The organism is Pseudophaeobacter arcticus DSM 23566 (genome assembly GCF_000473205.1).
In the GTDB taxonomy this organism is placed as follows: domain Bacteria; phylum Pseudomonadota; class Alphaproteobacteria; order Rhodobacterales; family Rhodobacteraceae; genus Pseudophaeobacter; species Pseudophaeobacter arcticus.
In genome coordinates, this window is record NZ_KI421507.1 from 3,747,440 (window position 1) to 3,773,775 (window position 26,336).

Below are 26,336 nucleotides of genomic sequence, written 5' to 3' on the forward strand. Positions count from 1 at the left end.
CCCCTAGAGCAGCCCCATAGAAAAGAACGACAGAAACGATGCCCAAAGCGAAGATTACCGACGAAGAAGCCCTTGCCTTTCACCTGGATCCGACGCCAGGGAAATGGGAGATCAACGCCACTGTCCCGATGACGACGCAGCGCGATCTGTCGCTGGCCTATTCGCCCGGTGTTGCAGTGCCTTGCGAGGCCATCGCTGCCAACCCCGAGACCGCCTATGACTATACAAACAAGGGCAACCTTGTGGCGGTTATCTCAAACGGGACGGCTGTTTTGGGCCTTGGCAACCTGGGTGCCCTGGGCTCCAAGCCGGTGATGGAAGGGAAATCCGTTCTCTTCAAACGCTTTGCCGATGTGAACTCGATCGACATCGAGCTGGACACCGAAGATCCGGATAAATTCATCGAAGCGGTGCGTCTGATGGGGCCGACCTTTGGCGGTATCAACCTTGAAGACATCAAGGCGCCAGAGTGTTTCATCATCGAGCAAAAGCTGAAGGAAGAGATGGATATCCCGGTCTTCCACGATGACCAGCACGGCACTGCGGTGATCTGTGCCGCTGGCCTGATCAATGCGCTGCATATTTCGGGCAAAAAGATCGAAGATGTGCGGATCGTTCTGAACGGGGCAGGGGCAGCAGGTATCGCCTGTATCGAGCTGCTGAAACGCATGGGGGCGCGGCATGAAAACTGCACCGTTTGCGACACCAAAGGTGTGATCTACCAGGGCCGTACCGAGGGGATGAACCAGTGGAAATCGGCCCATGCCATCACCACTGAGCTGCGCACATTGGAAGAGGCCATGGAGGGCGCCGATGTTTTCCTCGGCGTTTCGGTCAAGGGCGCCGTGACCCAGGAGATGGTTGCCAAGATGGCAGACAATCCGGTGATCTTTGCGATGGCAAACCCGGATCCGGAAATCACTCCGGAAGAGGCCCATGAGGTCCGGGTTGACGCCATTGTCGCCACGGGTCGTTCGGACTACCCCAACCAGGTCAACAACGTGCTTGGGTTCCCCTATCTCTTCCGCGGGGCGCTGGATATTCACGCCCGCGCCATCAACGACGAGATGAAAATCGCCTGCGCCCATGCGCTGGCGGGCCTGGCACGCGAAGACGTGCCAGACGAGGTGGCGCTTGCCTATGGCAAATCGCTGACCTTTGGCCGGGATTATATCATTCCCACCCCCTTTGACCCGCGCCTGATCCACCGCATCCCCCCCGCGGTTGCCAAGGCCGGCATGGATACCGGTGCTGCGCGGCGTCCCATCATTGATATGGAGGCCTATGAGATTGGTCTCAAAGGCCGGATGGATCCGACGGCTTCTATCCTGCGCGGGCTGAATGCGCGGGCACGCTCAGCACAAAGCCGGATGATCTTTGCTGAGGGCGATGACCCGCGGGTTCTGCGCGCCGCCGTAAACTATCAGCGCTCTGGCTTTGGCAAGGCCCTGGTTGTGGGGCGTTCCGAGGATGTCAAACAAAAGCTGGAAGAGGCAGGGCTCAGCGACGCTGTGCGCGAGCTTGAAATCGTCAATGCCGCCAACACCCTGCATTTTGATGTCTATAAGGAGTTCCTCTACAAACGCCTGCAGCGCAAGGGATTTGACCGCAAGGATGTGCATCGCCTTGTGGGGCGCGACCGCCATGTATTCTCGGCTCTGATGCTGGCCCATGGCCATGGTGACGGGCTGGTAACCGGTGCGACACGAAAATCGGCGCATGTTCTGGACCAGATCAACCACGTATTTGATGCGGATAGTTCCCATGGCGCTGCTGGCGTTACCGCGCTGTTGCACAAGGGTCGCATCGTTCTGATTGGCGATACCTTGGTGCATGAATGGCCCGATGAGAACGACCTGGCCAATATTGCCGAACGTGCCGCCGGCGTTGCCCGCCACATGGGTCTTGATCCTCGGGTGGCCTTTGTCAGTTTCTCGACCTTTGGCTATCCGGTCTCGGAGCGGGCAGAGAAAATGCATCTCGCGCCAGCCGTACTGGATAAACGCGGAGTGAATTTTGAATATGAAGGCGAGATGACCGTCGATGTGGCGCTGAACGCTGCGGCACAACAGGCCTACCCTTTCCAGCGTCTGACCGGCCCGGCGAATATTCTCATCGTGCCAGCGCGGCACTCGGCGTCGATCTCGGTCAAGCTGATGCAGGAAATGGGGGGCGCCACGGTTGTGGGTCCAATCCTCTCCGGTGTCGATAAATCGATCCAGATCTGTTCCACCACCTCCACTGCCAATGACGTGCTGAACATGGCCGTCCTGGCAGCCTGTAACATCGGGTAAAACCATGGCAATCTGGAACCTGGGCTCAATCAATGCGGATATGGTCTACACCATGCCGCATCTTCCAGTCGCTGGTGAAACTCTGGCGGCAACTGGATTGGACCAGTTCCTGGGCGGCAAGGGGGCCAATATGTCGGTCGCCGCCGCCCGCGCCGGCGCACATGTGCACCACATCGGCGCGGTTGGCCCCGAAGGCGGTTGGGCTGTGGCACGTCTGATGGAATATGGCGTCGATACCCGCTCCATTGCGACACTGGATCTGCCCACCGGCCATGCCATCATCGCGGTGGACCAGGCTGGAGAGAATCAAATCATCCTCTATCCCGGCGCCAATCGGGGGATCTCAGGCGATCAGATTGGCCAGGCGCTTAGCGCCGCCAATGCCGGCGATATTCTGGTGCTGCAAAATGAAACCAATATGCAGGCCGAAGCCGCTAAAATGGCCCGGGATCTGGGCCTGAAGGTGGCCTATGCCGCCGCGCCCTTCGAAGCCGAGGCGGTGCGCCAGGTTCTGCCCTACCTGGATCTGTTGTTCCTGAACCAAGTCGAGGCCGAGCAGTTGCAACAGGCGACGGGAAAATCTCCGGATGCGCTGGGCGTCTGCGACGTTATTGTCACCCTTGGCGCCCGGGGCGCCCGGCATTATAGCGCCAGCTCTGGCCAGGCCAGGGATGTGGCGGCCCTGCCGGTCACACCGGTTGATACCACAGGGGCCGGCGATACCTTTACGGGCTATGTACTGTCGGGATTGGACCGGGGCCTGCCGATGCCACAAGCAATGGCCCTGGCCGCGCGGGCAGCGGCACTGATGGTAACACGTCACGGCACCGCAGATGTCATCCCGGATCTGAAAGAAGTCCAAAACGCCCGCTTTTAACTGGCTGCTACCGGTTTCATTTGGCCAAAAATATCCCAGGGGTGAATTGCGCAACGCGCAAGAGGGGGCTGGCCCCCTTCCCGTGTCCTGACGGCCGTGTCCTCAGTGATCCTTGGCAAAGGCGGCGGCGTCTCCCCACAGCTGTGCCACACGGGCATCACGCCCGCAGGCCTGACGGTAGCGTTTATAGGCTGCAGCCTGACGTTTGGGCCCAAACCGGGTAAAAATCAGCTTGCTCCCCTTGTAATAATCCTGATGGTACTCTTCGGCGCGATAAAAGGTGGCGGCATCCAGGATCGGCGTGACAATCTTTTGTCCCAACGCAGCCTCAGCCTGGGCCAGTGCGTTTTCTGCCAGTGCCCTTTCATCCGTGTTAGAGACAAAAACAGCGGTTCGATAGGTCTCACCTCGGTCGCAGAACTGACCACCTGCATCAGTGGGATCGACAGAGCGGAAAAACAGATCCAGCAGATCGGCGCGGCTGACACGGCTGGGGTCAAACCGAATTTCAACGGCCTCAAAATGGCCAGTGTTGCTCTTTCCAACCTCGCCATATGTCGGGTTCTTTGTGTGTCCCCCGGTGTATCCCGAAACGGCGTCGATCACGCCTGGGACTGATTCAAAATCGCTTTCAACACACCAGAAACAGCCGCCCGCAACCGTGAGGGTTTCTGCTGTCTGGGCCTCAGCCTGCTGCCCGCGCAGCACGAGGGCAAGCAGCATAAAGACAGTAAGGGCGATGGGCTTCAGGGTTTTGAAAATCTGCATTCTGGCCTCCGTTTTGACCAAATTGCCGGGGTTGCGGGTCTGGCTCAACCCTGTGTCATCAAATGTCACAGGGAGGTGAGCGCAAGTTACCGCTTGGAAATTGGATCCAATCCTTCTAGCCTGCGGAAAAAGGAACTCCCATGTCAGAAAATCCGAGCAAGTCCGAGAAAATGAGCACCCATCAGGCGACAGAAGATCAGCGCAACGAAGAGATCCTGATCTATCTGAACGGTAAAATCGTCCCCAAGGCCCAGGCCAGGGTGAGTGTCTATGACAGCGGCTTTATGCTGGGGGATGGCGTCTGGGAAGGATTGCGTCTGTATAATGGGACCTGGGCCTTTATCGACGACCATCTTGATCGCCTGTTCGAGGCAGCAAAGGCGATTGATCTGGACATTGGGCTGGATCGAGATGGCGTCAAAAGGGCCGTGTTAGAGACACAAAAGGCCAATGGGATGACCTCGGATGCCCATGCACGCCTGATGATCACCCGCGGGGTGAAAACCCGCCCCTTCCAGCATCCATCGCTGTCGCAGCAGGGGCCGACCATGGTGATCATCATGGAACATTCCAAGCCCAATCTGCCGCGCCCGATCCGGCTGGCCACGGTGCCGCATCTGCGGGGCCTGCCGATGACCCAGGACCCAAAACTCAACTCTCATTCCAAATTGAACTGCATCCTGGCCTGTATTGCCGCCGAAAAGGCAGGCGCTGACGAAGGTCTGATGCTGGATGTGAATGGCTTTGTGAACACCACCAATGCCTGTAACTTTTTCATCGTCCGCAGCGGCGCGGTTTGGACCTCGACCGGGGATTACTGCATGAATGGCATCACGCGGCAAAAGGTTATCGACCTGTGCCGCGCCAATGACATCCCGGTGTTTGAGCGCAACTACTCTCTGGTTGATACCTATGGGGCCGATGAGGCCTTTCTCACGGGTACCTTTGGCGCCCAGACTCCGGTTGGCGACATTGACGGGCGTCAGATTGGCAGTGGTGAAATGGGACCGGTCACCGAACGCATTCGGGGGCTTTATAAAGCCATGATCGAAGCGGAGTGCGCCTGATGCGGATTGCCATGTGGTCCGGGCCGCGCAACCTGTCTACGGCAATGATGTATGCCTTTGGCAATCGCGGCGATTGCGCAGTGGTGGATGAGCCCTTTTATGCGGCCTATCTGGCCTTGACTGGTTTACAGCATCCCATGCGGGAAGACATCCTGGAGAGCCAGTCTCAAGACGCCAATGAGGTTGCAGAGGCGCTGGTGGGGCCTGTGCCGGCGGCAAAGCCCTATTTTTATCAAAAACACATGACACAGCACATGATTGACGGGGTGCCGCGCGATTGGATGCGGCAGGTGACAAATGTGTTCCTGATCCGTCACCCGGCGCGGGTCATCGCCTCATATGCGGCCAAACGGGAAAATCCGGTGCTGGATGATATCGGCTTTCGCCAGCAGGCAGAGCTGTTTGATCTGTGCCGGAGCTGGGGTCAGAAACCGGTTGTTGTCGACAGCCATGATATCCGCGAAGACCCTGCCTCCAAGCTGGAGCAGCTTTGTGAAAGGCTTGGTCTGCCATTCTCGCCAAAGATGCTGAGCTGGCCCAAGGGGGGGCATCCCAGGGATGGCGTCTGGGCGCCGGTTTGGTATGGGGCGGTGTGGAATTCCTCCGGATTTGCCGGGGCGGAAGGGGCTTTGCCAAAGGTGCCGGATGATTTGCGTCCGGTGTTGGAGGCGGCCATGCCCTATTATGAGGCAATGAAAGCGCAAAAGATCTGAGCAAGGCAGGAGGGGGCTTTGCCCCCCGCGCCAAAGGCGCTCCCCCCAAGGTATTTAGGGTAAGATGAAAGCTCAGCCGATCAGCTTGCCCAGCTTCATCGCGGTGGCCATATCGCCAGAGATTTTGAGCTTGCCCATCATCACGCCGGTCATCGGGTTCAACTTGCCAGTGAGCAGTTTCACCAGATTGTCCTGGCTGAGCGTGATGGTGCAATCGGTGTCGCGATTGGTGGTGGATGCGGTGCCGTCGGCCAGAATGATGACGCCGTCGTTGCCACAATCAAATTTCAATGAGCCCTCAAAGGCTTTGCCCTGAAGCACCTCGGATATGCCTTCTGCAATGTCGTGTAGCGCCATCAGATACCCCCCAAGTGAATGTCACCAAATGGGTAAGCAAGCCAAACGCAGCTCGCAACCCTGACGAGGCGGCAAGCGACAGACAAAGGTCAAGAGGGCTGGAGGCAGAGCCAGTATTAGGCGATTGCTTCGAGGGTTGCTTCGCAGGGGCTGGCTGCAAAGAAGGTGGCGAGAACCTCGGCAAAGATATCTGGCGCGTCGGGGGTGGCGGCAAAAAGCGTCATGCAAGAGCGCAGTTTTTTGGCATCCGTCGTGCCGAGAATTGTTGCAGGGTCTTGTCCCTGATGCGTGAGCATCAGCTTGGAAACCTCAATCAGTCGGCTGCGCAGGACGTCATGGCCCAGATAAGCAGTGGCTTCCGAGAGGTCTTCGATGCCGTAAAGCTGCGCCATATGGGACTGGCCAAGTTCTGCCAGCTGGGGAAAGACGAACCACATCCAATGGGTTGTTTTTTTGCCGGCTTTCAGCTCTGCCAAGACATCTGCCCAGACGGTGTCCTGGGCTTCGACAAACATCTCCAGCTCTTCCGCGAAATCATCTTCAAAGAGGTCATCCTCTTGATCAGTCATTCCAAACTCCGTCTGCGCCGATATTTTCCAGACCCTAGCGGATGCGGAACTACTGCGCCAGACGCTCTTTGAAACTATCAATATTTCGGATGCGGTCGCGGCTTTGGGGGTGGCTGGACAGCCAATCACTGCCGCCATCATGGGTTTTGATTGCCTCAAAGAAGCGTCGCAGGCCCTCCTTTGAGTACCCGGCTTTGCTGATCAGGTGCAGCGCATAGGTATCGGCTTGCAATTCGTGGCGGCGTGAAAAGGAGAGGTTCACAATAGTCTGCCCCTCGAGTGCCAGGCTGTCGAGTATGGGGCCAACATCGCCGGCAAGAAGCGCAATCAACAGGTAGACTGACAGGGAATGATACAGCTGTTTCAGGCTGTGGCTTTCGGCGACATGACCAATTTCATGGGCCAGGACTCCGGCGATCAGATCCGGATCCTTGGCAAATTTACTGACCAGCTCATCCGTCAATACGATGGTGCCGCCGGGCAGGGCCAGGGCATTGGGGCCGGCGTTGGCAATTTTTCGGAATGTCAGTTGGATCTCTCGACCGGGTAGGTCCACATGGGGCAGGAGCTGATTTAGCACGGCTTGCTGGGCTGTGCGTTGCTCTTTGGACAACTGGCTGTCTGAGGCCAAAAAGCGATCAAGGGAGGCGAGGCTGGAGGCATCAATTTGGCGTAAAACTCCGTTTGGGGTCATCCAGACGGCCAGGGCTACAAGAACCGGAAGCCCCCATTTCCAGACAGCAAAGCAAGCGGCAAGCGTCACGGCAATCACCAGGCCAAGACGGGGGCTGAAGATCTCAAAATGGCGCAGGAGCCGATTGCTCAGGGGTTCTTGCAGGGTAGTGGAGATCTGCGGATCAAAGGTCTGAAACATCCAGTGATCCGGGAAATGACTGTTGCGCGGACCCGTGCCAACGGGATTGTCCAGTTTCACCAGATTCCGTGCAGATTGGGCCAGCAGTTGGTTGGTGTGCGGATCAATCAGAAAGACCTTGTCTTTTGTGACCGTCATCTCGGCCTCTACAAAGGCAGAAGAACCGGGCGCAAAGGCCCGGCCCTGGATCCGAAGATCCTGCCCGTCGTTCAAAGTGCGATATCCAGGTCAATTCCTTCGATATCCGAATAGGCATCGCCAATGGCATTTGTGTCGCTGATGATTTCGCCGGTGAACTCTTCCAGGGTTCCATTTGGCAACAGGGTGGTCTTCTGCGCCAGGTAGCGATGCATACGCACCTGTGCCCAGGGCAGCATCAGGCCGAGTGTACAGATGACAGCCAGGGCATTTGTCAGCGCCAGCCACAGCATGGACCCGACCGAAAGGGCAGAGCGGAAGCCGTGTTGCTTGGCGCCCAAAGTGGTCGCGGCATAGACGAGATTACGCAGCATGGTCATGTAGATGAAACCACCTAGCGAAACTGTAATCAGAAGAAAGATATATCCCACGGTCATGGTGGCTATGATCTTTCTTTGGGCATCCAGGTCAGAGGCCCCCGCAAGATCTATAAAGCTTGGGATGACATAAAGGCCAAAGCCCAGAAATCCCAGGACGCCAAAAACCGCTGCCACAAGAAAGGCTTTGTAAAAAGGGCCGATGCTACTGTCAAAATGGAACCGGGTTTTGCCCAGGCTGTGACCATTGATGGCAAAGCGCTGGATGGCGCGTTCCAAAAATGGGAAGGTCGTGTAAAGGCTAAGCGCGACGAGGATCGGGATCCCCATATAGACCCGGTAGGCGTCACCGGTTTCGCCATCAAAATTAAAACGGACATTGCCCCAGCTGCTGTTGCGGGCATTGAACTTGGCGCTGCGCACAATGAGAATTGGCATGCAGAGCAAGACGGCTATGATAATGACCAGGGCAAGCGGTGGGGCAAAGGCTGACGCAAGCGCATAGACCAGCAGCGCACCGATTACGATCAGGCGGCCAATCAGGATCTGCTTACCCGTGGCGTGATAGTCAAAGTTGCGCCCCGCGACCCAGGTGTTCTGGTAAAAGTACTTCTTGCTGCGGACCTTGGCCCAGGCTGAATAGATCCCCAGGGTGAGGACCGACAGCAGCAGGTTGACGATCCAGATGCCAAACCATTCCCGTGCAGTGCCGCGAAACTCAAAATCTTCCTGTGACGACATTGTAAAACTCCGAAAAACCAATGTCGAAAGCTGGTAGTGCTGAGGTTGTATTTGAAACAGATAGAACTATTCTAAAGTTGAACTCGCCACATGACTGTTGCAAAAAAGGGCCACACCATTAGGTGCAGCCCCTTAAAAAACTCTTTGTTTATAGTCGCTTACTTCTTCAGGCGACGATCGCGGGCGGCCAGCAGTTTAAGACGCAGCGCGTTGAGCTGGATAAAGCCCGCGGCATCGGTCTGGTCATAGGCGCCGGCATCTTCTTCAAAGGTCACATGGGCCTCGGAATAGAGCGTGTGATCCGACCAGCGGCCAACGCAGCTGACGGAGCCTTTGTAGAGCTTCAGACGCACAGTGCCGGTGACATGGGTCTGGCTGGCGTCGATGGCGGCTTGCAGCATTTCACGCTCGGGGCTGTACCAAAAGCCGTTGTAGATCAGCTCGGCATATTTTGGCATCAGCTCGTCTTTGAGATGCATGGCGCCACGGTCCATGGTGATGGATTCAATACCGCGATGGGCCTCAAGCAGCAGGGTGCCGCCGGGGGTCTCGTAGATGCCGCGTGACTTCATGCCAACAAAACGGCCCTCAACCAGGTCAAGACGCCCGCAGCCGTGTTTGCCGCCGTACTCATTGAGCTTGGTCAGGATGGTGGCAGGCGACATCGCCTCACCATTGATCGAGACGGCATCGCCCTTTTCAAAGCCGACTTCGATGAACTCGGGCTCATTTGGGGCATCTTCGGGGTGCACGGTGCGCTGGTAGACGTAGTCGGGCGCCATGACGGCGGGATCTTCCAGAACCTTGCCCTCAGATGAGGTGTGCAGCAGGTTGGCATCCACCGAGAAGGGGGCTTCGCCGCGCTTGTCCTTGGCCACGGGGATCTGGTTTGCCTCGGCAAATTCCAGCAGACGGGTGCGCGAGGTCAGATCCCATTCGCGCCAAGGCGCGATGACCTTGATGTCGGGGTTCAGCGCATAGGCGGCCAGTTCAAACCGCACCTGGTCGTTGCCCTTGCCGGTGGCGCCATGGGCAACCGCGTCGGCGCCAGTGGCTTCGGCGATTTCCACCAGACGTTTGGAGATCAGCGGCCGCGCGATCGAGGTGCCCAGCAGGTAGAGACCCTCATAGACGGCATTGGCGCGGAACATTGGGAAGACAAAGTCCCGCACGAATTCTTCGCGGACGTCTTCGATATAGATGTTTTCAGGTTTGATGCCGAGCAGCTCAGCCTTTTTACGGGCGGGCTCCAGCTCTTCACCCTGGCCGAGATCGGCGGTGAAGGTGACAACTTCGCAGCCATATTCGGTCTGCAGCCACTTCAGGATGATTGAGGTATCAAGGCCACCGGAATAGGCCAGCACAACTTTCTTGGGCGCGGACATGGAATTTCCTCTCAGTCAGATCGACTGGGCGATAGCGGGTTTCAGGCGTGAGGGCAAGGATTAGAAGGGCTTTTCCTTTGTTTCACACTCCCATAACGTGATCAGAAATTGTATGCTTCACATTAGGAGATAGTTGGCCGTGACTGGTTGGAAAATTTTTTCTCACTCGGTGTTTTTGCTGAAACACAACATAAATGATGCTGTTCTAATCTCTTGGCCGCTTATTTTGGTGATGGTTCTATCGCTCGCTTTTGGCACATCGGCGGGTTCCCCCATGAACGCTCGCACAGCGCATCCAATGTCGGGGGCAGATGTCCTGCTTCAGCTGGCGATGGCAGTTGTTGGCGTTTGGGTCGCTGTGGCCTGGCACCGCTATGTCTTGCTGGAGGAAACCTCGGGTCCTATTCCACCGTTTCACGGAAAACGGATGCTGGCCTATTTCTTCACTGCGCTAATTGTTGGCCTGGTTTTGGGTTTTGGCGCGGGTTTGGTTGGCGCACTGGTCGGGCTGTTGACCTTTAATCTCATGCCACTTTTTGTTGTCGCTGTTTTTGCAATTCTGGTTTGTGTCATTTGGGTTTTTTATCGTTTGTCCCCCCTGTTGCCCGCTGCGGCGCTTGGTGAGAGTCTAGGTGTAAAGGCGGCCTGGGCTGCAACCGAGCAGATTTCCGGCGCTGTGTTGATCGCCGCTCTGATCTTGGCCTTGTCGGCCATGGGTCTTGGGCTTGTTGTTGTCTTTGCTGTGTTTCCGCTCAGCACCTTATTGGGCATGGCCCTAATTGCAGCCCTGCAATGGGCCTATTCGATGGTGGGAATCAGCATTTTGACCACTGTTTATGGCATCAGCGTTCAGGGCCGCTCACTTTGAGATTTAACCGGCTGTTGGCGCCTAGGGCGGTATTCTTCGGTATGCTTTGATCCTGCCCCTTGCCTTGGGGGCGGGGTTACGCCACTCAAGGGGTATGACCGATTTTATGACCCAGGCCCGTGCGGCCGAAGCGGCGATGCGCGATGTGTTTCCGCCCACGCCGCTACAGAGAAACGTCCACCTGTCCGAGCGCTTCGGGGCTGATATCTACCTCAAGCGTGAAGATCTGAGTCCGGTCCGGTCTTATAAAATCCGGGGCGCCTATAATGCCATGCGCAAGCAACCAGACAAGGAGCTGTTTGTCTGTGCCTCTGCTGGCAATCACGCGCAGGGCGTGGCCTTCATGTGCAAACACATGGGCGTCAAGGGCGTGATCTTTATGCCGGTGACCACACCGCAGCAGAAGATCCAGAAAACCCGGATGTTTGGCGGCGACAATGTCGAGATCCACCTGGTGGGCGACTACTTTGACGTCACTCTGGCTGCGGCTCAGGATTGGTGCGCCCGTGAGGGCGGGCATTTCCTGTCGCCCTTTGATGATGCCGATGTCATCGAGGGGCAAAGTTCCATCGCGGTTGAGATTGAGGCGCAGCTGGGCGGCCTACCCGATCATGTGATTTTGCCAGTGGGCGGCGGTGGCATGTCTGCCGGGGTGACCAGCTGGTTTGGCGACCGGGTGCACAGTCTTTATGTCGAACCTGCGGGTGGCGCCTGTCTGCGCGCAGCTCTCAAAGCCGGGCATCCGGTGTCCCTGGACAAGGTTGATACCTTTGTTGATGGCGCCGCAGTGGGGCGGCTGGGGCAGCGTCCTTTTGAGGTGCTGAAGCATGTGCCCTTGCCGGATGTGATTGCACTGCCCGAGGACCGGGTCTGCACCACCATGATCGAGATGCTGAATGTCGAGGGAATCGTTCTGGAACCAGCCGGGGCTTTGGCGGTCGAGGCGCTGGGCGATCTGCGGACCTGGATTCGGGGCAAGACGGTTGTTTGCGTTACCTCTGGCGGAAATTTTGATTTTGAACGGCTGCCCGAGGTCAAAGAACGGGCACAGCGCTACTCTGGCGTTAAAAAATATTTCTTGCTGCGGCTGCCACAGCGACCGGGCGCGTTGAAAGAGTTTCTGGGGTTTCTTGGCCCCGAGGATGACATTGCCCGATTTGAATATTTGAAAAAGTCGGCACGTAACTTTGGCTCGGTTCTGATTGGGATTGAAACCAAACGCCCAGAGAATTTTGCTGATTTTTTTGCGCGGCTGGATGCGGCCGGCATGTCCTACACAGATATCACCAATGATGAGACCTTGGCGCAGTTTCTGATTTGAGGCGTTGCGCTGACGGGGAGGTCTGGTGACGCGTGTTGACAGGGCGGGTGGGCCGCGCGTCTGTGCAAGATTTCCATAGTGCGGGTTTTGCTGGTGGTGGGGTGTTTGTCGCCGGGGGCAACCTTGGGCAAAGGCCGCAGATCACAGAATAGGCACTAGATGTCAGATCCGTTTGATAAAGCTGAAATACGAGACAGCATCCTTGGATGTCGTGATCTAGCCCTGGTTGGGGAGTTCCGTAAGAAAGCTTTGTTTTGAAGCTTCAAACATATCCAGGATAGCAGGCAGATCGACCTGGTCGGCACCGCCTTCAGCGGCCTGGCGTTCGCCTTGCAGGCAGAGCTTTGAAAAGCTGCCAAACCCTAGGTTTAGGGCGCAGCCCTTGAGAAAATGCAGATCCTGTTCAAGCTGACTGCGATCATCACCACGAAGTTTGTTGATAATTTCTTCGACTTCTTCCAGAAAAAGTTCCACAACTTCGCCAAAATCATCTTGGCCGATCTCGTCTTTCAGCTCTTTTACCCGAGGCCAGTCTATCATTGCGTGTTCCTATTTGCCTTCAGTTTGAGAGAGACAGTTAGTTTGTATGTAGTAAATTTATGGTGAAAAAGGTGGTGTGGGACAATTTTCAATATTCATATCCTATTAAAGGTCTGCCCTGATAGTGACAGCAGATAGAAGACCGCGATCATTTTGTAAGAGGTGCCGAGGGTGCTGCCGGACAGTTCACTGGACAACGAGGAACACGCTATGAGCGGGTCGATCAACCGTGTGTTGGTGGTCGATGATAGTCGTTTGCAGCGTCGTATTCTGGTTGCCTCCTTGCAAAAATGGGGATTTGACGTTGTTGAGGCCGAAAGCGGAGAGGCGGCAATGGAGATTTGCCGCGAGGATCCGCCTGACCTGATTCTCAGCGATTGGATGATGCCGGGGATGAATGGGCTGGAATTTTGCCATGCCTTTCGCGAACAATCCAAAGACAATTATGCCTATTTCATTCTGCTGACCTCCAAAAGCGAGAAGAACGAGGTGGCCGAAGGTTTGGACGCCGGGGCTGACGATTTCCTGACCAAGCCGGTGAGCTCGGATGAGCTGCGCGCGCGGATCTCGGCAGGGGAACGTATCCTGAAAATGCAGCGAGAGCTGTCAGAAAAGAACCGGATCGTTTCCGACACTCTGGACGAGTTGCAGAGCGTCTACGACGCAATCGACAAAGATCTTATCCAGGCCCGCAAGATACAGGAATCCCTGGTGCCCGAACTCTCAAAGAAGTTTGGGTCTTCTACCGTCAGCTTGTTGCTCAAACCCTGTGGCCATATCGGTGGCGATCTGGTTGGCATGTTTTGTCCTGGGGTGAACCGGATCGGTTTTTATTCGATTGATGTGTCCGGACATGGGATTACTTCGGCGATGATGACAGCCCGTCTGGGGGGCTATTTGTCGTCGACCTATTTTGATCAGAATGTCGCTATGGAGCAGCGGTTCAAACGATTCTACGCGCTGCGCCCGCCGGATGAAGTTGCCCGTTTGCTGAACGCCCGCCTGATCGCGGATACGGGCATCGAAGAATACTTTACCATGGCCTATTGTGTCGTGGATCTGCGCAGCGGTGTGCTGAAGATGGTGCAGGCCGGGCATCCGCATCCACTGCTGTTGCGGCGTGATGGCAGCACTGAATTCTTGGGCAAAGGTGGCGTTCCCATCGGATTGGTGCCGGATATCAGCTATAGTCAGGAAGAAGTTGTTCTGGAAAAGGGCGACCGGCTGTTGCTCTATTCTGATGGCTTTACCGAAGCACGGCTGGAGAACGGCGAGATGCTTGAGGTCGAAGGTTTGCTGGATCTCGTCAGTAAATGCGATGCGCGTCAGAGCGGCAAAGAATTCCTGGATGATCTGTATTGGAACCTCACTCAGATCATGTCGCAGGAACACGGGCTAGAGGATGACGTGTCCGCAACCCTGTTTGAATATGAAGGCCCTTGAGGTCACGTTTGACCTTCGCAAAGGTGCCTAAGGATTGGACCACGGATTGTTCGAGACCAGAGATGCTCCCGCCAATCGTCAGATTATCAAAGATAATCAGCTCTTGTTGGGCCTGGCAGACCGCTAAAGCGGTCTGCGGTTGCGCGCGGCTTTGAGCTTTTGAATTTGGACAGATCTGTCTTGCAGCGCTGCCCTGAGAAAAACGAGCCAACCGCAGCACGCCTTGGCGTGCTGCCCGGCCCAACCCTGTTGATTGGCTTTAGCCCTTCAAAAAGGGGCGGGAGCAATTGGGCATTGTTTTGATTTGGCTGCGTCTGCAGAACAGATTGGCAAAGTGGCGATCTCCGTCATTTCCAAGGCGTAGAATCGCCTCCTCCGGCTGCATCCAAACCGCTTTATGGCCGGTTTCGGCAGGCGGGCCCAGTCTGCGCAAAGGGCGTGCCAGGTAGATGTGGCACAGTTTTTCCGCCCAAAGATCGTATTCCGGCATGAAGGTGTAGCGCCGAAATGCGCCCAGCCTTTTGGGGGCGGCAATGGACCAGCCGGTTTCCTCATAGACCTCGCGGTGCAGGGCGGGCAGGGGCGATTCGCCGGGATCGATACCGCCTCCGGGCAGCTGGATGTCAGGGTGCGGGTCCAATTGACACGTCAGCAAAAGCCGTCCGTTGCGCGGCAGAATTGCATAGGCGCCGGGGCGCATTTGGTATCGCTGATTTTGCCGTGGCACCTCGCCAAACCGTCTGATCATTTGCGCCCCCTTCACTCTATCGTGGAAAACCCTATATAGGCTCGATATGCCAATCACCGGCGCCTAAGGAAACCCCCATGACCGTTGGATCAAAAATGACTCTTGGATCAAAAATCGCATGGGACGATACCGTCCTGCCTTTTCAGCTTGATGCATCCGATATGCGGGGCCGTGTGGTGCGGCTTGATTCGGCGCTGGATGGCATTTTGAAACAACACAACTATCCGCCCCAGGTCGAGGCTCTGGTGGCCGAGATGGCGCTGCTTACCGCGATGATTGGGCAGACGGTGAAACTGCGCTGGAAGCTGTCGTTGCAGGTGCAGTCCAAAGGACCGGTGCGGATGATCGCCACCGATTACTACGCCCCTCAGAGCGAGGGCGAGCCAGCCCGCATTCGCGCCTATGCCAGCTATGATGCCGACCGTCTGACAGATGCCGCGCCATTTGATCAGGTGGGAGAAGGCTATTTTGCCGTGATGATCAACCAGGGCGAAGACACCAAACCCTATCAGGGTATCGCCGCGCTGGATGGCGAATCGCTGGCCGCCTGTGCTGGCGCCTACTTTGCCCAGTCCGAGCAGCTGCCGACGACCTTTACCCTCACCTATGGGAAATCCTCCAGCCCGGGTGTTGCTGAACACTGGCGCGCCGGCGGCGTGATGATGCAGCATATGCCAAAGGCCTCGCCTTTTGTGGCCTCCGGTGCTGAGGGCAGCGGTGCCTCGCTTCGGGCTGCTGATCTGGTCGAAGGTGAGGCAGAGGAAAACTGGAATCGCGTCAATACCCTGCTGAACACCGTCGAAGAGCTGGAGCTGATTGGCCCCTCGGTGACCCCAACCGAGCTGCTGCTGCGCCTGTTCCACGAGGAAGAGCCACGGGTCTATGATGCGCAGGCGGTGCATTTTGGCTGCACCTGTTCCGAGGATCGCGTCCGTCAAAGCCTGTCGATCTATTCGGCCAAGGATATCGCGACCATGACCACGGATGAGGGCCGGGTGACAGCCGACTGTCAGTTCTGCAGCGCTCATTATGATCTGGACCCCAAAACGGTTGGCTTTGAAGCGGAAACAGCTGCGGCTGAAACTGCTAAAGATGCGTGATCTGCGGCACAGTCTGAAGGCCGTGCTGGCGGATCAGGGAGAGGGATCCTCCGATTTTGATCTCAATCCCGACCTCGCCCTGCCCAAAGACCGCAGGCTGCGCCCGGCCGGGGTTCTGGTGGCGATCTCGCTGGTTGAAGAGGCGCCACGGGTCATCCTGACCAAACGATCGTCGGCGCTGAAACACCACCCCGGCCAGATCGCCTTTCCTGGTGGCAAGGTGGATGAGGGCGACGTGGATGTCACCGCCGCCGCCCTGCGCGAAGCCTGGGAGGAGATTGGTCTGCCCAAGGACCTGCCAGAGGTCATCGGCCTTCTGCCCAGCCACGAAACCGTCACCAGTTTTCAGGTGACCCCCGTGGTGGCGCTGCTGCATGAGCCCTTTGACATCCGTCCCGAAGCCGGGGAAGTGGCCGAGGTCTTTTCCGTGCCGCTCAGCCATGTGCTGAATCCGGACAACTATATCGTGACCTCACGCAGTTGGCGCGGCACCCGGCGGCACTATTACACGGTGCCCTTTGGCCCCTATTATATCTGGGGCGCCACAGCGCGGATGCTGCGCAATCTTGCCGGGGTCCTGCAGTCATGACCCTTTTGGCGGAACAGCCTTGGTTGACCAACCCGGCAACTCAAGCTGTTTGCGCGGCCTTGACCGCACAGGGTGGGGCGGCCCTGTTTGTCGGCGGCTGTGTGCGCAATGCATTGATGGGCGTGCCGGTTTCCGACATTGATATTGCCACCGATGCCAGCCCAGATGAGGTGTTGGCCCTGGCCAAAGCCGCCGGCATTAAGGCGATCCCAACGGGGATTGATCATGGCACGGTGACGCTGGTGCAAAACCGTATTCCCCATGAGGTGACGACGTTTCGCAAGGATGTTGCAACGGATGGTCGCCGCGCTGTGGTGGCCTTTTCCAAAGAGATAGCCGAGGATGCAGCGCGCCGCGATTTCACCATGAATGCGATCTATGCGCGCCCCGATGGCGCAATTGTCGATCCCCTGGGCGGCATGGCAGACCTGACGGCGCGCCGGGTGCGCTTTATTGGCACCGCTGAAAACCGCATTCGCGAAGACTATCTGCGCGCCCTGCGTTATTTCCGGTTTCACGCTTGGTATGGTGATAGCCAAGCCGGGTTTGATCCTGATGCCCTGGCTGCAATTGCCGCCAATCTCGACGGGCTGTCGCAGCTGTCGCTGGAACGTGTCACGGCTGAGCTGCTGAAACTGCTGAGCGCGCCGGATCCGGCGCCTGCGATTGCAGTGATGCGCCAACTTGGGGTGTTGGGACAAATTCTTCCGGGGACAGATGATCGCGCGCTGGCACCGCTGATCCATTGGGAGGCCGGGGTTCCCGCAGACCCCATCCGCCGCCTGGCAGCGCTGGGCGGTGCTGAGATGCAGGCGCATTTGCGATTGAGCAAGGCAGAGGTCCGCCAACTGGTACAGCTGCGCGATGCCGCCAGTGGCTCTGCCACAACGATTGAGCTGAGCTACCGGCTGGGGCGGGACCTGGCCCGCAGCGCCTGCCTGTTGCGGGCAGCGCTTTTGGAGCAGCCAGTTTCGCCTGAATTAGAGACTGATCTGACGCGTGGTGCGGATGCGGTCTTTCCGATTGTTGCGACTGATCTGATGCCGGATCTGTCGGGGGTTGCGCTTGGCACGGCCCTGAAACAGCTGGAACAAGCCTGGATCACCTCGGGTTTTACCCTGGGCCGTGCAGAGCTGCTGCAACAGTTGAAATAGCGCCACAGAGGCACCTCTCTGCCCTGCAGGCAAGAAATCTGATGGTGACAGGCGATGGAATTTATGGCTAATTCTGCCTTAGCCAAAACAATCATGCCGGGAGGAATGCGAATGTATTACGGGATCTGGTTTAGCTAACGCCGTACCACCCGTTTTGAAGGGGGGCACGGTCACGCCTCTTGTCTGCATTTTTGCATTCCCTATTTGCTCAAGTAACTGGAGCACACTGTCATGTTTCGTTTTTTTGAAAATCTGATCGATCCCTATTGCGATTACCCGGAAACGGACCAGCCGCCGACGCGGCTTTGGCCCTTTCTAAAGGCCTATTCTCAGCCGTTTAGGGGGGTGTTCATCCTGACCGCCTGTATGTCGGTGGTGGTGGCCGCAATCGAAATTGGCCTGATCTATTACATGGGCCGGGTGGTTGATCTGCTGTCCAACCCGCCAGAACAGGTCTGGCAGAGCTACGGCACCGAATTCATTCTGGTGGCGCTGTTCATCCTGTTGTTGCGTCCGCTCCTGCAGCTGGCGGATGTCTTGCTGCTCAATAACGCCATTCTGCCGAACTTTGGCACCTTGATCCGCTGGCGCGCGCATAAACATGTGCTGCGTCAGTCGGTGTCCTGGTTTGAGAATGATTTTGCCGGCCGGATTGCCAATCGCATCATGCAGACGCCGCCCGCTGCGGGCGAGGTGGTGTTTCAGGTCTTTGACGCCATTACCTTTTCTTTGGCCTATCTGGTGGGCGCGGCAATCATGCTGATGGTGGCCGATCCGCGACTGATGCTGCCATTGCTGATCTGGTTTGGGCTTTATGCCCTGCTCGTGCGCTGGACGATACAGCGGGTGGGACCGGCCAGCCAGGCGGCCTCAGATGCGCGCTCGACCGTGACGGGCCGGGTGGTGGACAGCTATTCGAATATCCATTCGGTCAAGATGTTCGCCCATGACGACCGGGAGCTTTCCTATGCCAAAGACGCGATCGAGAAGACGCGCGAGACCTTTCAGAAGGAAATGCGCATCTTTACCGTGATGGATGCGGTTCTGGTGTCCTTGAACGGGCTGCTGATAGTTGGCGTTGTCGGCTGGGCGCTGCATCTGTGGATGATCGGGGCGGCCTCTGCCGGGGTGGTGGCAGCAGCAACGGCGCTGACTCTGCGGTTGAACGCCATGACCGGCTGGATCATGTGGGCGCTCACCTCGTTCTTCCGACAACTTGGTGTGGTGGCCGAGGGCATGGAGACCATTGCCCAGCCCATTGATCTGGTGGATGTTGCCAATGCCGCGCCCCTGCGTCTGAGCCAGGGGGAGGTTGCATTGAAAGATCTGTCGCATCACTATGGTCGCGAGGCTGGCGGGTTGGATCACCTGAACCTGACCATCAAGCCGGGCGAAAAAATTGGTCTGGTGGGGCGCTCGGGGGCTGGCAAGTCGACTTTGGTCAAGCTGCTGTTGCGGTTTTATGATCCGGATGCGGGCCAGATCCTGATCGATGGTCAGGATATCGCCAGCGTTACCCAGGACAGTCTGCGCAGCACTATCGGCATGGTGCAGCAGGACAGCGCCCTGTTGCATCGCTCGGTCCGCGATAACCTGCTGTATGGGCGCCCGGATGCCAGCGAGGAGCAGATCCTGGCCGCAGCCAAACAGGCGCAGGCGCATGACTTCATTCTGGATCTGGAAGATCCGCAGGGGCGGCGTGGTTATGATGCCCATGTGGGGGAGCGCGGCGTCAAGCTTTCTGGTGGGCAGCGCCAACGCATCACCCTGGCGCGGGTGATCCTGAAGGATGCACCAATTCTGCTGCTGGACGAGGCCACTTCGGCGCTGGATTCTGAGGTCGAGGCCGCCATTCAAGAGACCCTATATGGGATGATGGAGGGCAAGACGGTGATTGCCATTGCACATCGACTGTCCACCATCGCACAGATGGACCGCATTCTGGTACTGGATGACGGGAAAATCGCAGAGCAGGGTTGCCATGAGGAGCTGTTGCAGGCTCAAGGGCTTTATGCCCAGTTCTGGGCGCGCCAGTCCGGTGGTTTTTTGAATATCGAGGCAGCAGAATGAAACTAGGCAATCTGATCGACGCGTTTCAGCCCGCCAAGGGGCCACCGCCACAACAATTGGGTGGTTTCCTGCGTTGGGTGCTGGCCGGAGCCTGGCCGATGCTCATTCTGGCGGCGGCGATTTCTGCTTTTGCAGGGGCAATGGAGGCCGGGACGGCCTTCTTCCTGGGGCTGGTGATCGACACCGCGCTGGCCAGCGGGCCGGATGCGTTTTTTACCAGTGGCAATCTGCTGGTGATCCTGGGCGCGCTGGGCTTTTTCATGCTGGTGCGTCCGGTGCTTTTTGGGCTTTCTGCGGCGTCCAATGCCATCATTGTACAGCCGAATGTGAACCCGCTGGTGTTGTCGCGGCTCAACCGCTGGACGCTGGGTCAGTCGGTGCGGTTTTTTGACGATGATTTTGCGGGGCGCATTGCGCAGAAGCAGATGCAGACAGCCTCGGCTGTGACCTCGGTTGCGACCGAGATGATCAATGTGGTGGCCTTTGCCCTGGCCTCATTGCTGGGGTCACTGGCGCTGCTTGGGGCGATTGATTCCCGTATTACTCTGCTGTTTTTGATCTGGCTGGTGGGGTATTTTGCCCTGATCCGCTGGTTTCTGCCGCGGGTGCGCCAGCGGTCGGGCAAACGCGCAGGCGCGCGGGCGATGGTTTCGGGGCAGGTGGTGGACAGCATTACCAATATCAAGACGGTAAAGCTGTTTGCCCATGCGACCCACGAGGAACGCAGCGCCCAGGATGCGATGGTGAAATTCCGCGACACCGCGCTGGAGTTCGGCTATCTGGCGGCCAGCTTCCGGTTCTGTCTGATGACCCTGGCGGGGCTTTTGCCGGTGCTTTTGATCGGCGCGACGCTGCTGTTGTGGCGCAACGGGATGGCCAGCGAGGGCGATATTGTCGCCGCCGGAGCCGTCTCGATCCGTATCGCCCAGATGACGGGATGGGTCAGTTTCACCCTGATGGCGATCTACTCCAACGTGGGGGAGATTGAAAACGGCATGAAGACTCTGGCCCGCCCGGACAGGGTCGAAGATATGCAAAAAGCAGAGCCTTTGCAGGTCACGGAAGGGGCGATCACCTTTGACTCTGTTGGCTTTGCCTATGGCCGCGATCTGGGCGGCATCCGCAATATATCGCTCTCCGTCAAACCTGGTGAGAAACTGGGCATTGTTGGCGCCTCGGGGGCGGGGAAATCGACCCTCGTGTCGCTGCTGCTGCGGCTCTATGACGGGGAAGATGGCAAGATCCTGATTGACGGGCAGGATATCGCCGGGGTGACGCAGGATTCTTTGCGTGGTCAGATTGGCATGGTCACTCAGGAAACTGCGATGTTCAATCGTTCCGCACGGCAAAACATCCTTTATGGCCGTCCTGATGCCAGCGAGGCAGAATTGATCGCAGCGGCAAAACAGGCTGAGGCGCATGAGTTTATTCTGGACCTCGAAGACGGGCAGGGACGTCGGGGTTATGATGCCTTCCTTGGCGAACGGGGCGTAAAACTGTCAGGGGGGCAGCGGCAGCGGATTGCCCTGGCGCGGGCGATCCTGAAGGACGCGCCGATTCTGATTATGGATGAGGCCACCTCGGCGCTGGATTCCGAGGTTGAGGCGCTGATCCAGACCGCATTGGAACGGGTGATGCAGGGCAAGACGGTGCTCGCCATCGCGCATCGCCTGTCAACATTGAGCGAAATGGACCGGATCGTCGTTATGGAGCAGGGGCAGATTGCCGAGCTTGGCAGCCATGCGGAACTGCTGGCTTCGGGCGGGCTATATGCGCAATTCTGGGCGCGTCAGTCTGGCGGGTTTATCTGTACCGACGAAGACGACAGTGCCGCAGCCGAGTAATATTGCAAAAATCGCTGCCTGCGTACATAAAACCCGGCTTTCTCTCCGATTGCCGGGTTTTGTCCTTTTTTCATTTGGCCGCAGTCGCTATCTAGCCTGAATGACAGATGTAGCCAGAACCACAGCAACAATCCTTCGACTCGGCCATCAAGGCGACGGAGTCGCCCATGGCCCGCTTTTTGCCCCCCGTACCCTGCCAGATGAGCAGGTGAGCGGCGTGCAAGAGGGGACGCAGTTGACGGATATCCGTATCGAGACTCCGTCCGAACACCGCATTCAGGCGCCCTGTCGCCACTACAAATCCTGCGGTGGCTGCCAGTTGCAGCACGCCAGCGATGATTTTGTCGCCAGCTGGAAGTTGGGAATTGTGCAAAAGGCGCTGCAGGCTCAGGGGCTGGAGACCACATTCCGCCCCATCCATACCTCGCCAGCGCAGTCGCGACGACGCGCCACCCTGGCGGTGCGGCGCACCAAAAAGGGCGCCATGGCCGGGTTTCACGGACGGGCTTCGGGGGTGATTACGCCGATCCCGGATTGCCAGTTGCTGGCCCCGGATCTGATCGCTGCCATCCCCTTGGCCGAAGCCCTGGCGATGGCTGGCGCGAGCCGCAAGACACCGCTTTCTGTGACGCTCACCACCTCTGAAACCGGGCTGGATGTGCTGGTGCGGGACGGCAAACCATTGGACAGCGCTCTGCGCAGCGCGCTTGCTGAACTGGCCGGGCAGCACGGGGTTGCGCGTCTGACCTGGGAGGATGAGCAGGTGGCGATGGAGCAACCGCCCTTGCAAGCCTTTGGCGCGGCACGAATCTGTCCGCCACCGGGCTCCTTCATGCAGGCCACCCGTGACGGCGAAGCGGCGCTGCTGGCCTGTGTTCTGGAGATCACCAAGGGCGCCAAGCGCATCGTTGATTTCTTTGCGGGCTGCGGCACCTTTTCGCTGCCTTTGGCCTCCCATGCCGAGGTCCTGGCGCTGGAAAGCGAGCCTGCGATGATCGAGGCTTTGAGCCTGGGCTGGCGTCAGGGTAAGGGGCTGAAACGGCTCACTGCCGAGGTGCGGGACCTGTTTCGCAATCCACTGTTGCCCGAAGACCTGAAACCCTTTGGCGCCTTTTACGAGGCGGCGGTGATTGATCCACCCCGCGCCGGGGCCGAGGCCCAGGTGGCACAGCTGGCCGAATCCCGGATGCCGGTGATCGCCTATGTTTCGTGCAACCCTGTAACCTTTGGCCGTGATGCAAAGACGTTGGTGGCAGCCGGCTATAGGCTCAACTGGGTGCAGGTTGTTGACCAGTTCAGATGGTCGGCCCATACCGAACTGGTTGCCAGCTTTACGCTGGATGACTGATCCAATTTTACCCTGACTAGCAGAGCCGGATAGATTCTGATGACTGTGATTGATCGCCTGAACGGACTTTTGGAAGACACCCGATTTACCCGCCTCATCATGGCGGTGATCATGGTCAATGCGGTGACGCTGGGATTGGAAACCTCGCAAGTGGCGATGGCGCGGGCTGGCGAGCTGATCCATCTGATCGACAAGATTTGCCTGGGTGTCTTTATCGTCGAAATCCTGCTCAAGCTGATTGTGCGGCGCTTCAAGTTCTTCCTCAGTGGCTGGAGCCTGTTTGATTTTGTGATCGTTGGTGTCGCCCTGATTCCGGGTGCGCAGGGATTTTCAGTGCTGCGGGCCCTGCGAATCCTGCGGGTGTTGCGGGTGATTTCCGTGGCCCCCAGCCTGCGCCGGGTGGTTGAGGGTTTTGTCACCGCGCTGCCGGGCATGGGCTCGGTCTTTTTGCTGATGGCAATCATCTTTTACATCGGCTCGGTGATGGCGACCAAACTTTTTGGGAGCAGTTTCCCGCAGTGGTTTGGCACCCTGGGGCAATCGGGTTATTCGCTGTTTCAGATCATGACCCTGGAAAGCTGGTCCATGGGGATCGTGCGGCCGGTGATGGAGATTTACCCTCATGCCTGGGCTTTCTTTGTGCCCTTTATCATGGTGACAACATTTGCGGTGGTGAACCTGTTGGTCGGTCTGATTGTGAACTCGATGCAGGATGCGCATTCTGCCGAAGAGGGGGAGCGGACAGATGCCTACCGTGACGAAGTGCTGGAGCGCCTGAAGGCAATCGAGGTGCAGCTTGAGGCGGTGAAATCCGCCGATATCGTGCCTGCTGAGCAACGAGCCAGCAAGTTGTGATTTTGACATTTTGCCGATTCGGGGTATGGCGCTAAAAAAGGCGAGCAGGCCATACAGGAAGAAGACATGGACAGACGCGCATTCGGATTAAGTGCAGTTGCCAGCTTGGCAGTGGCTGGCTGCGACAGAAGCAATTATGTGAGCCGTTTTAAGACCTATTACGGGCCAGAGGTGACCAGCGTTGTGGTCAACAAGGGTGCGCGCAAGGTCTATTTGCTGAACGGCGAAGGCATCTTGCGGGAATATAAGATGGATCTCGGCTTTGCGCCGCTAGGTCACAAACGTGTCGAGGGTGATGGCAAAACCCCCGAAGGGCTGTATCGCATCGACCGGCGCAACCCCAATAGCTCTTTCCATCTGTCGCTTGGTATCTCTTATCCAAACGCTGCGGATCGGGCCTATGCCCATGCGCTGGGCAAACGCCCCGGCGGCGAGATCTTTATTCATGGTGAGCCGAACAGTGAAAAAGAGCGCAAACGCGCCGCGCGGGTGTCGGACTGGACGGCAGGCTGTATCGCTGTGCGCAACGAAGAGATCGAAGAGATCTATGCCATGGTCCGCGATGGCACGCCTATTGCGCTGCGGGCGTAATACCGCACTTCACAAAAGAGACGGTTTTACCCAAGAAGAAGGGGCCCTGGCGGCCCCTTTTTGCTGTGCGGTGCTTTTTGTACCGGCCTAGTTGGCCATCACCAGCGTCCACCAGATTTTGCCATTGGCTTCTTGGAACCAGGAAAAGCCTACTTGGGTCGCCTTTTGATCCAGGATCACCGCGCGGGTGTTTGGCTCTTCCATCCAGGCGGTGAGCGTCTGAAGCTCATTTTCATAGGTTTCAGAGATGTTTTCACCCAGAACGGAGCCTGTATATCCGGTGCGTGCAACCCGGTCCAAGGGGGAGGAACCGTCCGACCCAAAGTGCCAGGGCCGGTTCTGCACCGACATGTCACGGGAATGGGTGGCGGCGGCAGCATTCAGCTGCGCATTCAGCTGCACCTGTGGTGCGGCCGCAGCCTGACGGAGCGCATTGACGGAATCCAGCATCCGTAGCTGCACCTTGTCGGCGTTGCGGATGCGGTAGGCCTTGCCGCCACTTCCGGACTCGGTTGTCGGCGTGCAGGCCGCGGCCAGCGCCAGAGTAGCGGCCATCAGGAATAGAAATACACGCTTCATCTTAAGTCTCGCTCTATCATTCGTCCAAGCACTTAGCCCATCAAGCAGTAGCTGCGCAAACAGGCCTGCCCCAATCTGACCGGATAATTCATGGTTTGATTTGCGACTGCGGCTTTCAGGTCATACTATGGGGTCAGCCTGGATTATAATGAGCAGGAAATATCAGATGACACGATCCTTTTTCAATGGCGGTTCCCGTCGGCAGTTCCTTGCTGGAACTGCGGCCATGATAGCCTCACCTGCCCTGTCCCAAGTGGCACCAGAGCCTGAGGAAGAACAGGCCTTTGACCCATTGCGCCCGCCGCCCGAGCCCGAGCCGTCAGTAAAGCGAAATATCTCGGCTTTTCGGGCAAAACGCTGGCAGCCGTACTTTGACCACCTGCGCAATGGAGCGATTCTTGTTGATATCGACAGCCGCGCTTTGCACTATTGGTCTGAAGATGGGAATAACTACAGACTTTTCCCCTCATCTGTTCCGCTGTCGAACGATCTGACGCGTCGGGGGCGTACGTCAATTACCCGAAAAGTAGACGGTCCCGGCTGGGCGCCAACACCAAATATGCGTAAGCGCAATCCAGAATGGCCAGCCTATATTCCTCCCGGACCTGATAACCCATTGGGAACGCATGCTTTATATCTGGGTTGGAAGTATTATCGGATTCACGGAACCCACGATACCCGCAAGATTGGTCGCAGGTCTTCCAATGGATGTATCGGCCTTTACAACGAGCATATCGCACAGTTGTTCGAGATGACGAAGGTGGGCACGCAAGTGTTGCTAATTTGACCACATAGGGCTTTTCGAAGGACGAAAAATGGCAACAAGCAATTGCAATTGCGAGGGTTTACTGGTTAGAAAAAATCACGAGGTAAGTCTTGGGCGCGTAGGCCATTTTGAGGTCTGCGCTAATTCTGGAGGTTAACATGAACAAACTTGTACTCGCAGCCGCACTGACCGCCGCTGCATCCACCGCTTCTGCTGGCAACCTGGCTGAGCCAATCGTTGAGCCCGTAGTAATCGAAGAAGCTGCAACCAGCTCTTCCAGCGGCATCCTGCTGCCACTGCTGCTGCTCGTCCTGGTTGGCGCAGCTGTTGCAAGCAGCTAATCGCGCTGTATACGACTTT

26 protein-coding genes are annotated in these 26,336 nt (G+C 57.5%); 17 read left to right on the forward strand and 9 right to left on the reverse strand.

The features are described from left to right. Positions 1–38: 38 nt before the first annotated feature. Together ARCT_RS0122645 and ARCT_RS0122650 are read left to right on the forward strand one after the other, a co-directional pair. On the forward strand, positions 39–2,294 hold the full coding sequence (locus ARCT_RS0122645) for an NADP-dependent malic enzyme (protein ID WP_027242125.1): 2,256 nt from the start codon (positions 39–41) through the stop codon (positions 2,292–2,294). A 4-nt stretch (positions 2,295–2,298) separates the two neighbouring features. Continuing rightward, positions 2,299–3,171: a ribokinase gene (locus tag ARCT_RS0122650; protein WP_027242126.1), complete on the forward strand. Its 873-nt coding sequence runs from the start codon at positions 2,299–2,301 to the stop codon at positions 3,169–3,171. A gap of 102 nt (positions 3,172–3,273) precedes the next feature. Here the strand turns inward: ARCT_RS0122650 and msrA are convergent, their stop codons facing one another. Beyond that, positions 3,274–3,939 carry a peptide-methionine (S)-S-oxide reductase MsrA gene (gene msrA / locus ARCT_RS0122655; RefSeq protein WP_027242127.1) on the reverse strand — a complete coding sequence of 222 codons (666 nt, stop codon included), beginning with the start codon at positions 3,937–3,939 and terminating at the stop codon, positions 3,274–3,276. A gap of 140 nt (positions 3,940–4,079) precedes the next feature. Here msrA and ARCT_RS0122660 point away from each other — a divergent pair, with 140 nt between their 5' ends. Beyond that, positions 4,080–5,006 carry a D-amino acid aminotransferase gene (locus ARCT_RS0122660; protein ID WP_027242128.1) on the forward strand — a complete coding sequence of 309 codons (927 nt, stop codon included), beginning with the start codon at positions 4,080–4,082 and terminating at the stop codon, positions 5,004–5,006. After that, positions 5,006–5,719: a sulfotransferase-like domain-containing protein gene (locus ARCT_RS0122665; RefSeq protein ID WP_027242129.1), complete on the forward strand. Its 714-nt coding sequence runs from the start codon at positions 5,006–5,008 to the stop codon at positions 5,717–5,719. The genes ARCT_RS0122660 and ARCT_RS0122665 overlap by 1 nt, the downstream gene beginning before the upstream one ends. Positions 5,720–5,791: 72 nt before the next feature. Here the strand turns inward: ARCT_RS0122665 and ARCT_RS0122670 are convergent, their stop codons facing one another. The 5 genes from ARCT_RS0122670 to ARCT_RS0122690 all read right to left on the reverse strand — a co-directional run bounded on the left by ARCT_RS0122670 (position 5,792) and on the right by ARCT_RS0122690 (position 10,160). Further along, a complete protein-coding gene (locus ARCT_RS0122670) occupies positions 5,792–6,076 on the reverse strand; it encodes an SCP2 sterol-binding domain-containing protein (protein WP_027242130.1) in 285 nt (94 codons plus the stop codon). Between the two features lie 116 nt (positions 6,077–6,192). Then, on the reverse strand, positions 6,193–6,645 hold the full coding sequence (locus ARCT_RS0122675; protein WP_027242131.1) for a DUF1810 domain-containing protein: 453 nt from the start codon (positions 6,643–6,645) through the stop codon (positions 6,193–6,195). Positions 6,646–6,694: 49 nt separating this feature from the next. Next, positions 6,695–7,732 carry a M48 family metallopeptidase gene (locus ARCT_RS26750; RefSeq protein WP_051360962.1) on the reverse strand — a complete coding sequence of 346 codons (1,038 nt, stop codon included), beginning with the start codon at positions 7,730–7,732 and terminating at the stop codon, positions 6,695–6,697. Next, positions 7,729–8,775, reverse strand: a complete 1,047-nt coding sequence (locus ARCT_RS0122685) for a YjgN family protein (protein WP_027242132.1) — start codon at positions 8,773–8,775, stop codon at positions 7,729–7,731. The genes ARCT_RS26750 and ARCT_RS0122685 overlap by 4 nt, the downstream gene beginning before the upstream one ends. A gap of 158 nt (positions 8,776–8,933) precedes the next feature. Beyond that, positions 8,934–10,160 (reverse strand): argininosuccinate synthase, encoded by a 1,227-nt coding sequence (locus tag ARCT_RS0122690; RefSeq protein WP_027242133.1) that lies wholly within the window; start codon positions 10,158–10,160, stop codon positions 8,934–8,936. A gap of 274 nt (positions 10,161–10,434) precedes the next feature. Between ARCT_RS0122690 and ARCT_RS0122695 the strand changes: the two genes are divergently transcribed. Then, positions 10,435–11,028 (forward strand): hypothetical protein, encoded by a 594-nt coding sequence (locus ARCT_RS0122695; RefSeq protein WP_240476366.1) that lies wholly within the window; start codon positions 10,435–10,437, stop codon positions 11,026–11,028. A gap of 94 nt (positions 11,029–11,122) precedes the next feature. Continuing rightward, positions 11,123–12,349, forward strand: a complete 1,227-nt coding sequence (gene ilvA / locus ARCT_RS0122700) for a threonine ammonia-lyase IlvA (protein ID WP_027242135.1) — start codon at positions 11,123–11,125, stop codon at positions 12,347–12,349. Positions 12,350–12,565: 216 nt separating this feature from the next. On the opposite strand, the gene ARCT_RS0122705 is transcribed toward ilvA, so the two are convergent. Continuing rightward, positions 12,566–12,889 carry an Hpt domain-containing protein gene (locus tag ARCT_RS0122705; protein WP_027242136.1) on the reverse strand — a complete coding sequence of 108 codons (324 nt, stop codon included), beginning with the start codon at positions 12,887–12,889 and terminating at the stop codon, positions 12,566–12,568. 171 nt (positions 12,890–13,060) lie between these two features. On the opposite strand from ARCT_RS0122705, the gene ARCT_RS0122710 reads away from it, so the two are divergent. Next, positions 13,061–14,332, forward strand: a complete 1,272-nt coding sequence (locus tag ARCT_RS0122710; RefSeq protein ID WP_027242137.1) for a PP2C family protein-serine/threonine phosphatase — start codon at positions 13,061–13,063, stop codon at positions 14,330–14,332. Between the two features lie 259 nt (positions 14,333–14,591). Here ARCT_RS0122710 and ARCT_RS26755 read toward each other — a convergent pair whose 3' ends face one another. Continuing rightward, positions 14,592–15,080, reverse strand: coding sequence for an NUDIX hydrolase (locus ARCT_RS26755; protein WP_051360963.1), 489 nt, complete (start codon positions 15,078–15,080; stop codon positions 14,592–14,594). Positions 15,081–15,175: 95 nt separating this feature from the next. Here ARCT_RS26755 and hslO point away from each other — a divergent pair, with 95 nt between their 5' ends. The 8 genes from hslO (at position 15,176) to ARCT_RS0122755 (ending at position 24,631) form a co-directional block, all read left to right on the forward strand. Next, complete coding sequence (gene hslO, locus ARCT_RS0122720) at positions 15,176–16,180, forward strand: Hsp33 family molecular chaperone HslO (protein WP_027242138.1); 1,005 nt, start codon at positions 15,176–15,178, stop codon at positions 16,178–16,180. Continuing rightward, the gene (locus ARCT_RS0122725; protein WP_027242139.1) at positions 16,173–16,769 is read left to right on the forward strand and encodes a CoA pyrophosphatase; all 597 of its coding nucleotides are present in this window, start codon (positions 16,173–16,175) and stop codon (positions 16,767–16,769) included. Before hslO ends, ARCT_RS0122725 begins: the two co-directional genes overlap by 8 nt. Continuing rightward, complete coding sequence (locus tag ARCT_RS0122730) at positions 16,766–17,923, forward strand: CCA tRNA nucleotidyltransferase (protein WP_027242140.1); 1,158 nt, start codon at positions 16,766–16,768, stop codon at positions 17,921–17,923. Before ARCT_RS0122725 ends, ARCT_RS0122730 begins: the two co-directional genes overlap by 4 nt. Before the next feature lie 231 nt (positions 17,924–18,154). After that, a complete protein-coding gene (locus tag ARCT_RS0122735; RefSeq protein WP_027242141.1) occupies positions 18,155–19,993 on the forward strand; it encodes an ABC transporter ATP-binding protein in 1,839 nt (612 codons plus the stop codon). Further along, positions 19,990–21,837, forward strand: coding sequence for an ABC transporter ATP-binding protein (locus ARCT_RS0122740; RefSeq protein WP_027242142.1), 1,848 nt, complete (start codon positions 19,990–19,992; stop codon positions 21,835–21,837). The genes ARCT_RS0122735 and ARCT_RS0122740 overlap by 4 nt, the downstream gene beginning before the upstream one ends. 100 nt (positions 21,838–21,937) lie before the next feature. Further along, complete coding sequence (locus ARCT_RS0122745) at positions 21,938–23,185, forward strand: class I SAM-dependent RNA methyltransferase (RefSeq protein ID WP_027242143.1); 1,248 nt, start codon at positions 21,938–21,940, stop codon at positions 23,183–23,185. A gap of 39 nt (positions 23,186–23,224) precedes the next feature. Further along, a complete protein-coding gene (locus tag ARCT_RS26760; RefSeq protein WP_036785348.1) occupies positions 23,225–24,040 on the forward strand; it encodes an ion transporter in 816 nt (271 codons plus the stop codon). 66 nt (positions 24,041–24,106) lie between these two features. After that, entirely contained in the window at positions 24,107–24,631 is a 525-nt protein-coding gene (locus ARCT_RS0122755; RefSeq protein ID WP_027242144.1) for a L,D-transpeptidase family protein, read from the forward strand. A gap of 87 nt (positions 24,632–24,718) precedes the next feature. Here the strand turns inward: ARCT_RS0122755 and dalA are convergent, their stop codons facing one another. Then, positions 24,719–25,210, reverse strand: a complete 492-nt coding sequence (gene dalA, locus ARCT_RS0122760) for a divisome-associated lipoprotein DalA (protein ID WP_027242145.1) — start codon at positions 25,208–25,210, stop codon at positions 24,719–24,721. Positions 25,211–25,376: 166 nt separating this feature from the next. Between dalA and ARCT_RS27705 the strand changes: the two genes are divergently transcribed. Together ARCT_RS27705 and ARCT_RS0122765 are read left to right on the forward strand one after the other, a co-directional pair. Continuing rightward, positions 25,377–25,997 carry a L,D-transpeptidase gene (locus ARCT_RS27705; protein WP_084300930.1) on the forward strand — a complete coding sequence of 207 codons (621 nt, stop codon included), beginning with the start codon at positions 25,377–25,379 and terminating at the stop codon, positions 25,995–25,997. Positions 25,998–26,134: 137 nt separating this feature from the next. Then, positions 26,135–26,317, forward strand: a complete 183-nt coding sequence (locus tag ARCT_RS0122765) for a hypothetical protein (RefSeq protein WP_009810308.1) — start codon at positions 26,135–26,137, stop codon at positions 26,315–26,317. Positions 26,318–26,336: the final 19 nt, after the last annotated feature.

What these genes read in the sequence shown, in the direction of transcription:
- ARCT_RS0122645 (WP_027242125.1), top strand. Translation starts at nt 39, where the DNA reads ATGCCCAAAGCGAAGATTACCGACGAAGAAGCCCTTGCCTTTCACCTG.
- ARCT_RS0122650 (WP_027242126.1), top strand. Translation starts at nt 2,299, where the DNA reads ATGGCAATCTGGAACCTGGGCTCAATCAATGCGGATATGGTCTACACC.
- msrA (WP_027242127.1), bottom strand. Translation starts at nt 3,939, where the DNA reads ATGCAGATTTTCAAAACCCTGAAGCCCATCGCCCTTACTGTCTTTATG.
- ARCT_RS0122660 (WP_027242128.1), top strand. Translation starts at nt 4,080, where the DNA reads ATGTCAGAAAATCCGAGCAAGTCCGAGAAAATGAGCACCCATCAGGCG.
- ARCT_RS0122665 (WP_027242129.1), top strand. Translation starts at nt 5,006, where the DNA reads ATGCGGATTGCCATGTGGTCCGGGCCGCGCAACCTGTCTACGGCAATG.
- ARCT_RS0122670 (WP_027242130.1), bottom strand. Translation starts at nt 6,076, where the DNA reads ATGGCGCTACACGACATTGCAGAAGGCATATCCGAGGTGCTTCAGGGC.
- ARCT_RS0122675 (WP_027242131.1), bottom strand. Translation starts at nt 6,645, where the DNA reads ATGACTGATCAAGAGGATGACCTCTTTGAAGATGATTTCGCGGAAGAG.
- ARCT_RS0122685 (WP_027242132.1), bottom strand. Translation starts at nt 8,775, where the DNA reads ATGTCGTCACAGGAAGATTTTGAGTTTCGCGGCACTGCACGGGAATGG.
- ARCT_RS0122690 (WP_027242133.1), bottom strand. Translation starts at nt 10,160, where the DNA reads ATGTCCGCGCCCAAGAAAGTTGTGCTGGCCTATTCCGGTGGCCTTGAT.
- ARCT_RS0122695 (WP_240476366.1), top strand. Translation starts at nt 10,435, where the DNA reads ATGAACGCTCGCACAGCGCATCCAATGTCGGGGGCAGATGTCCTGCTT.
- ilvA (WP_027242135.1), top strand. Translation starts at nt 11,123, where the DNA reads ATGACCGATTTTATGACCCAGGCCCGTGCGGCCGAAGCGGCGATGCGC.
- ARCT_RS0122705 (WP_027242136.1), bottom strand. Translation starts at nt 12,889, where the DNA reads ATGATAGACTGGCCTCGGGTAAAAGAGCTGAAAGACGAGATCGGCCAA.
- ARCT_RS26755 (WP_051360963.1), bottom strand. Translation starts at nt 15,080, where the DNA reads ATGATCAGACGGTTTGGCGAGGTGCCACGGCAAAATCAGCGATACCAA.
- hslO (WP_027242138.1), top strand. Translation starts at nt 15,176, where the DNA reads ATGACTCTTGGATCAAAAATCGCATGGGACGATACCGTCCTGCCTTTT.
- ARCT_RS0122725 (WP_027242139.1), top strand. Translation starts at nt 16,173, where the DNA reads ATGCGTGATCTGCGGCACAGTCTGAAGGCCGTGCTGGCGGATCAGGGA.
- ARCT_RS0122730 (WP_027242140.1), top strand. Translation starts at nt 16,766, where the DNA reads ATGACCCTTTTGGCGGAACAGCCTTGGTTGACCAACCCGGCAACTCAA.
- ARCT_RS0122735 (WP_027242141.1), top strand. Translation starts at nt 18,155, where the DNA reads ATGTTTCGTTTTTTTGAAAATCTGATCGATCCCTATTGCGATTACCCG.
- ARCT_RS0122740 (WP_027242142.1), top strand. Translation starts at nt 19,990, where the DNA reads ATGAAACTAGGCAATCTGATCGACGCGTTTCAGCCCGCCAAGGGGCCA.
- ARCT_RS0122745 (WP_027242143.1), top strand. Translation starts at nt 21,938, where the DNA reads ATGACAGATGTAGCCAGAACCACAGCAACAATCCTTCGACTCGGCCAT.
- ARCT_RS26760 (WP_036785348.1), top strand. Translation starts at nt 23,225, where the DNA reads ATGACTGTGATTGATCGCCTGAACGGACTTTTGGAAGACACCCGATTT.
- ARCT_RS0122755 (WP_027242144.1), top strand. Translation starts at nt 24,107, where the DNA reads ATGGACAGACGCGCATTCGGATTAAGTGCAGTTGCCAGCTTGGCAGTG.
- dalA (WP_027242145.1), bottom strand. Translation starts at nt 25,210, where the DNA reads ATGAAGCGTGTATTTCTATTCCTGATGGCCGCTACTCTGGCGCTGGCC.
- ARCT_RS27705 (WP_084300930.1), top strand. Translation starts at nt 25,377, where the DNA reads ATGACACGATCCTTTTTCAATGGCGGTTCCCGTCGGCAGTTCCTTGCT.
- ARCT_RS0122765 (WP_009810308.1), top strand. Translation starts at nt 26,135, where the DNA reads ATGAACAAACTTGTACTCGCAGCCGCACTGACCGCCGCTGCATCCACC.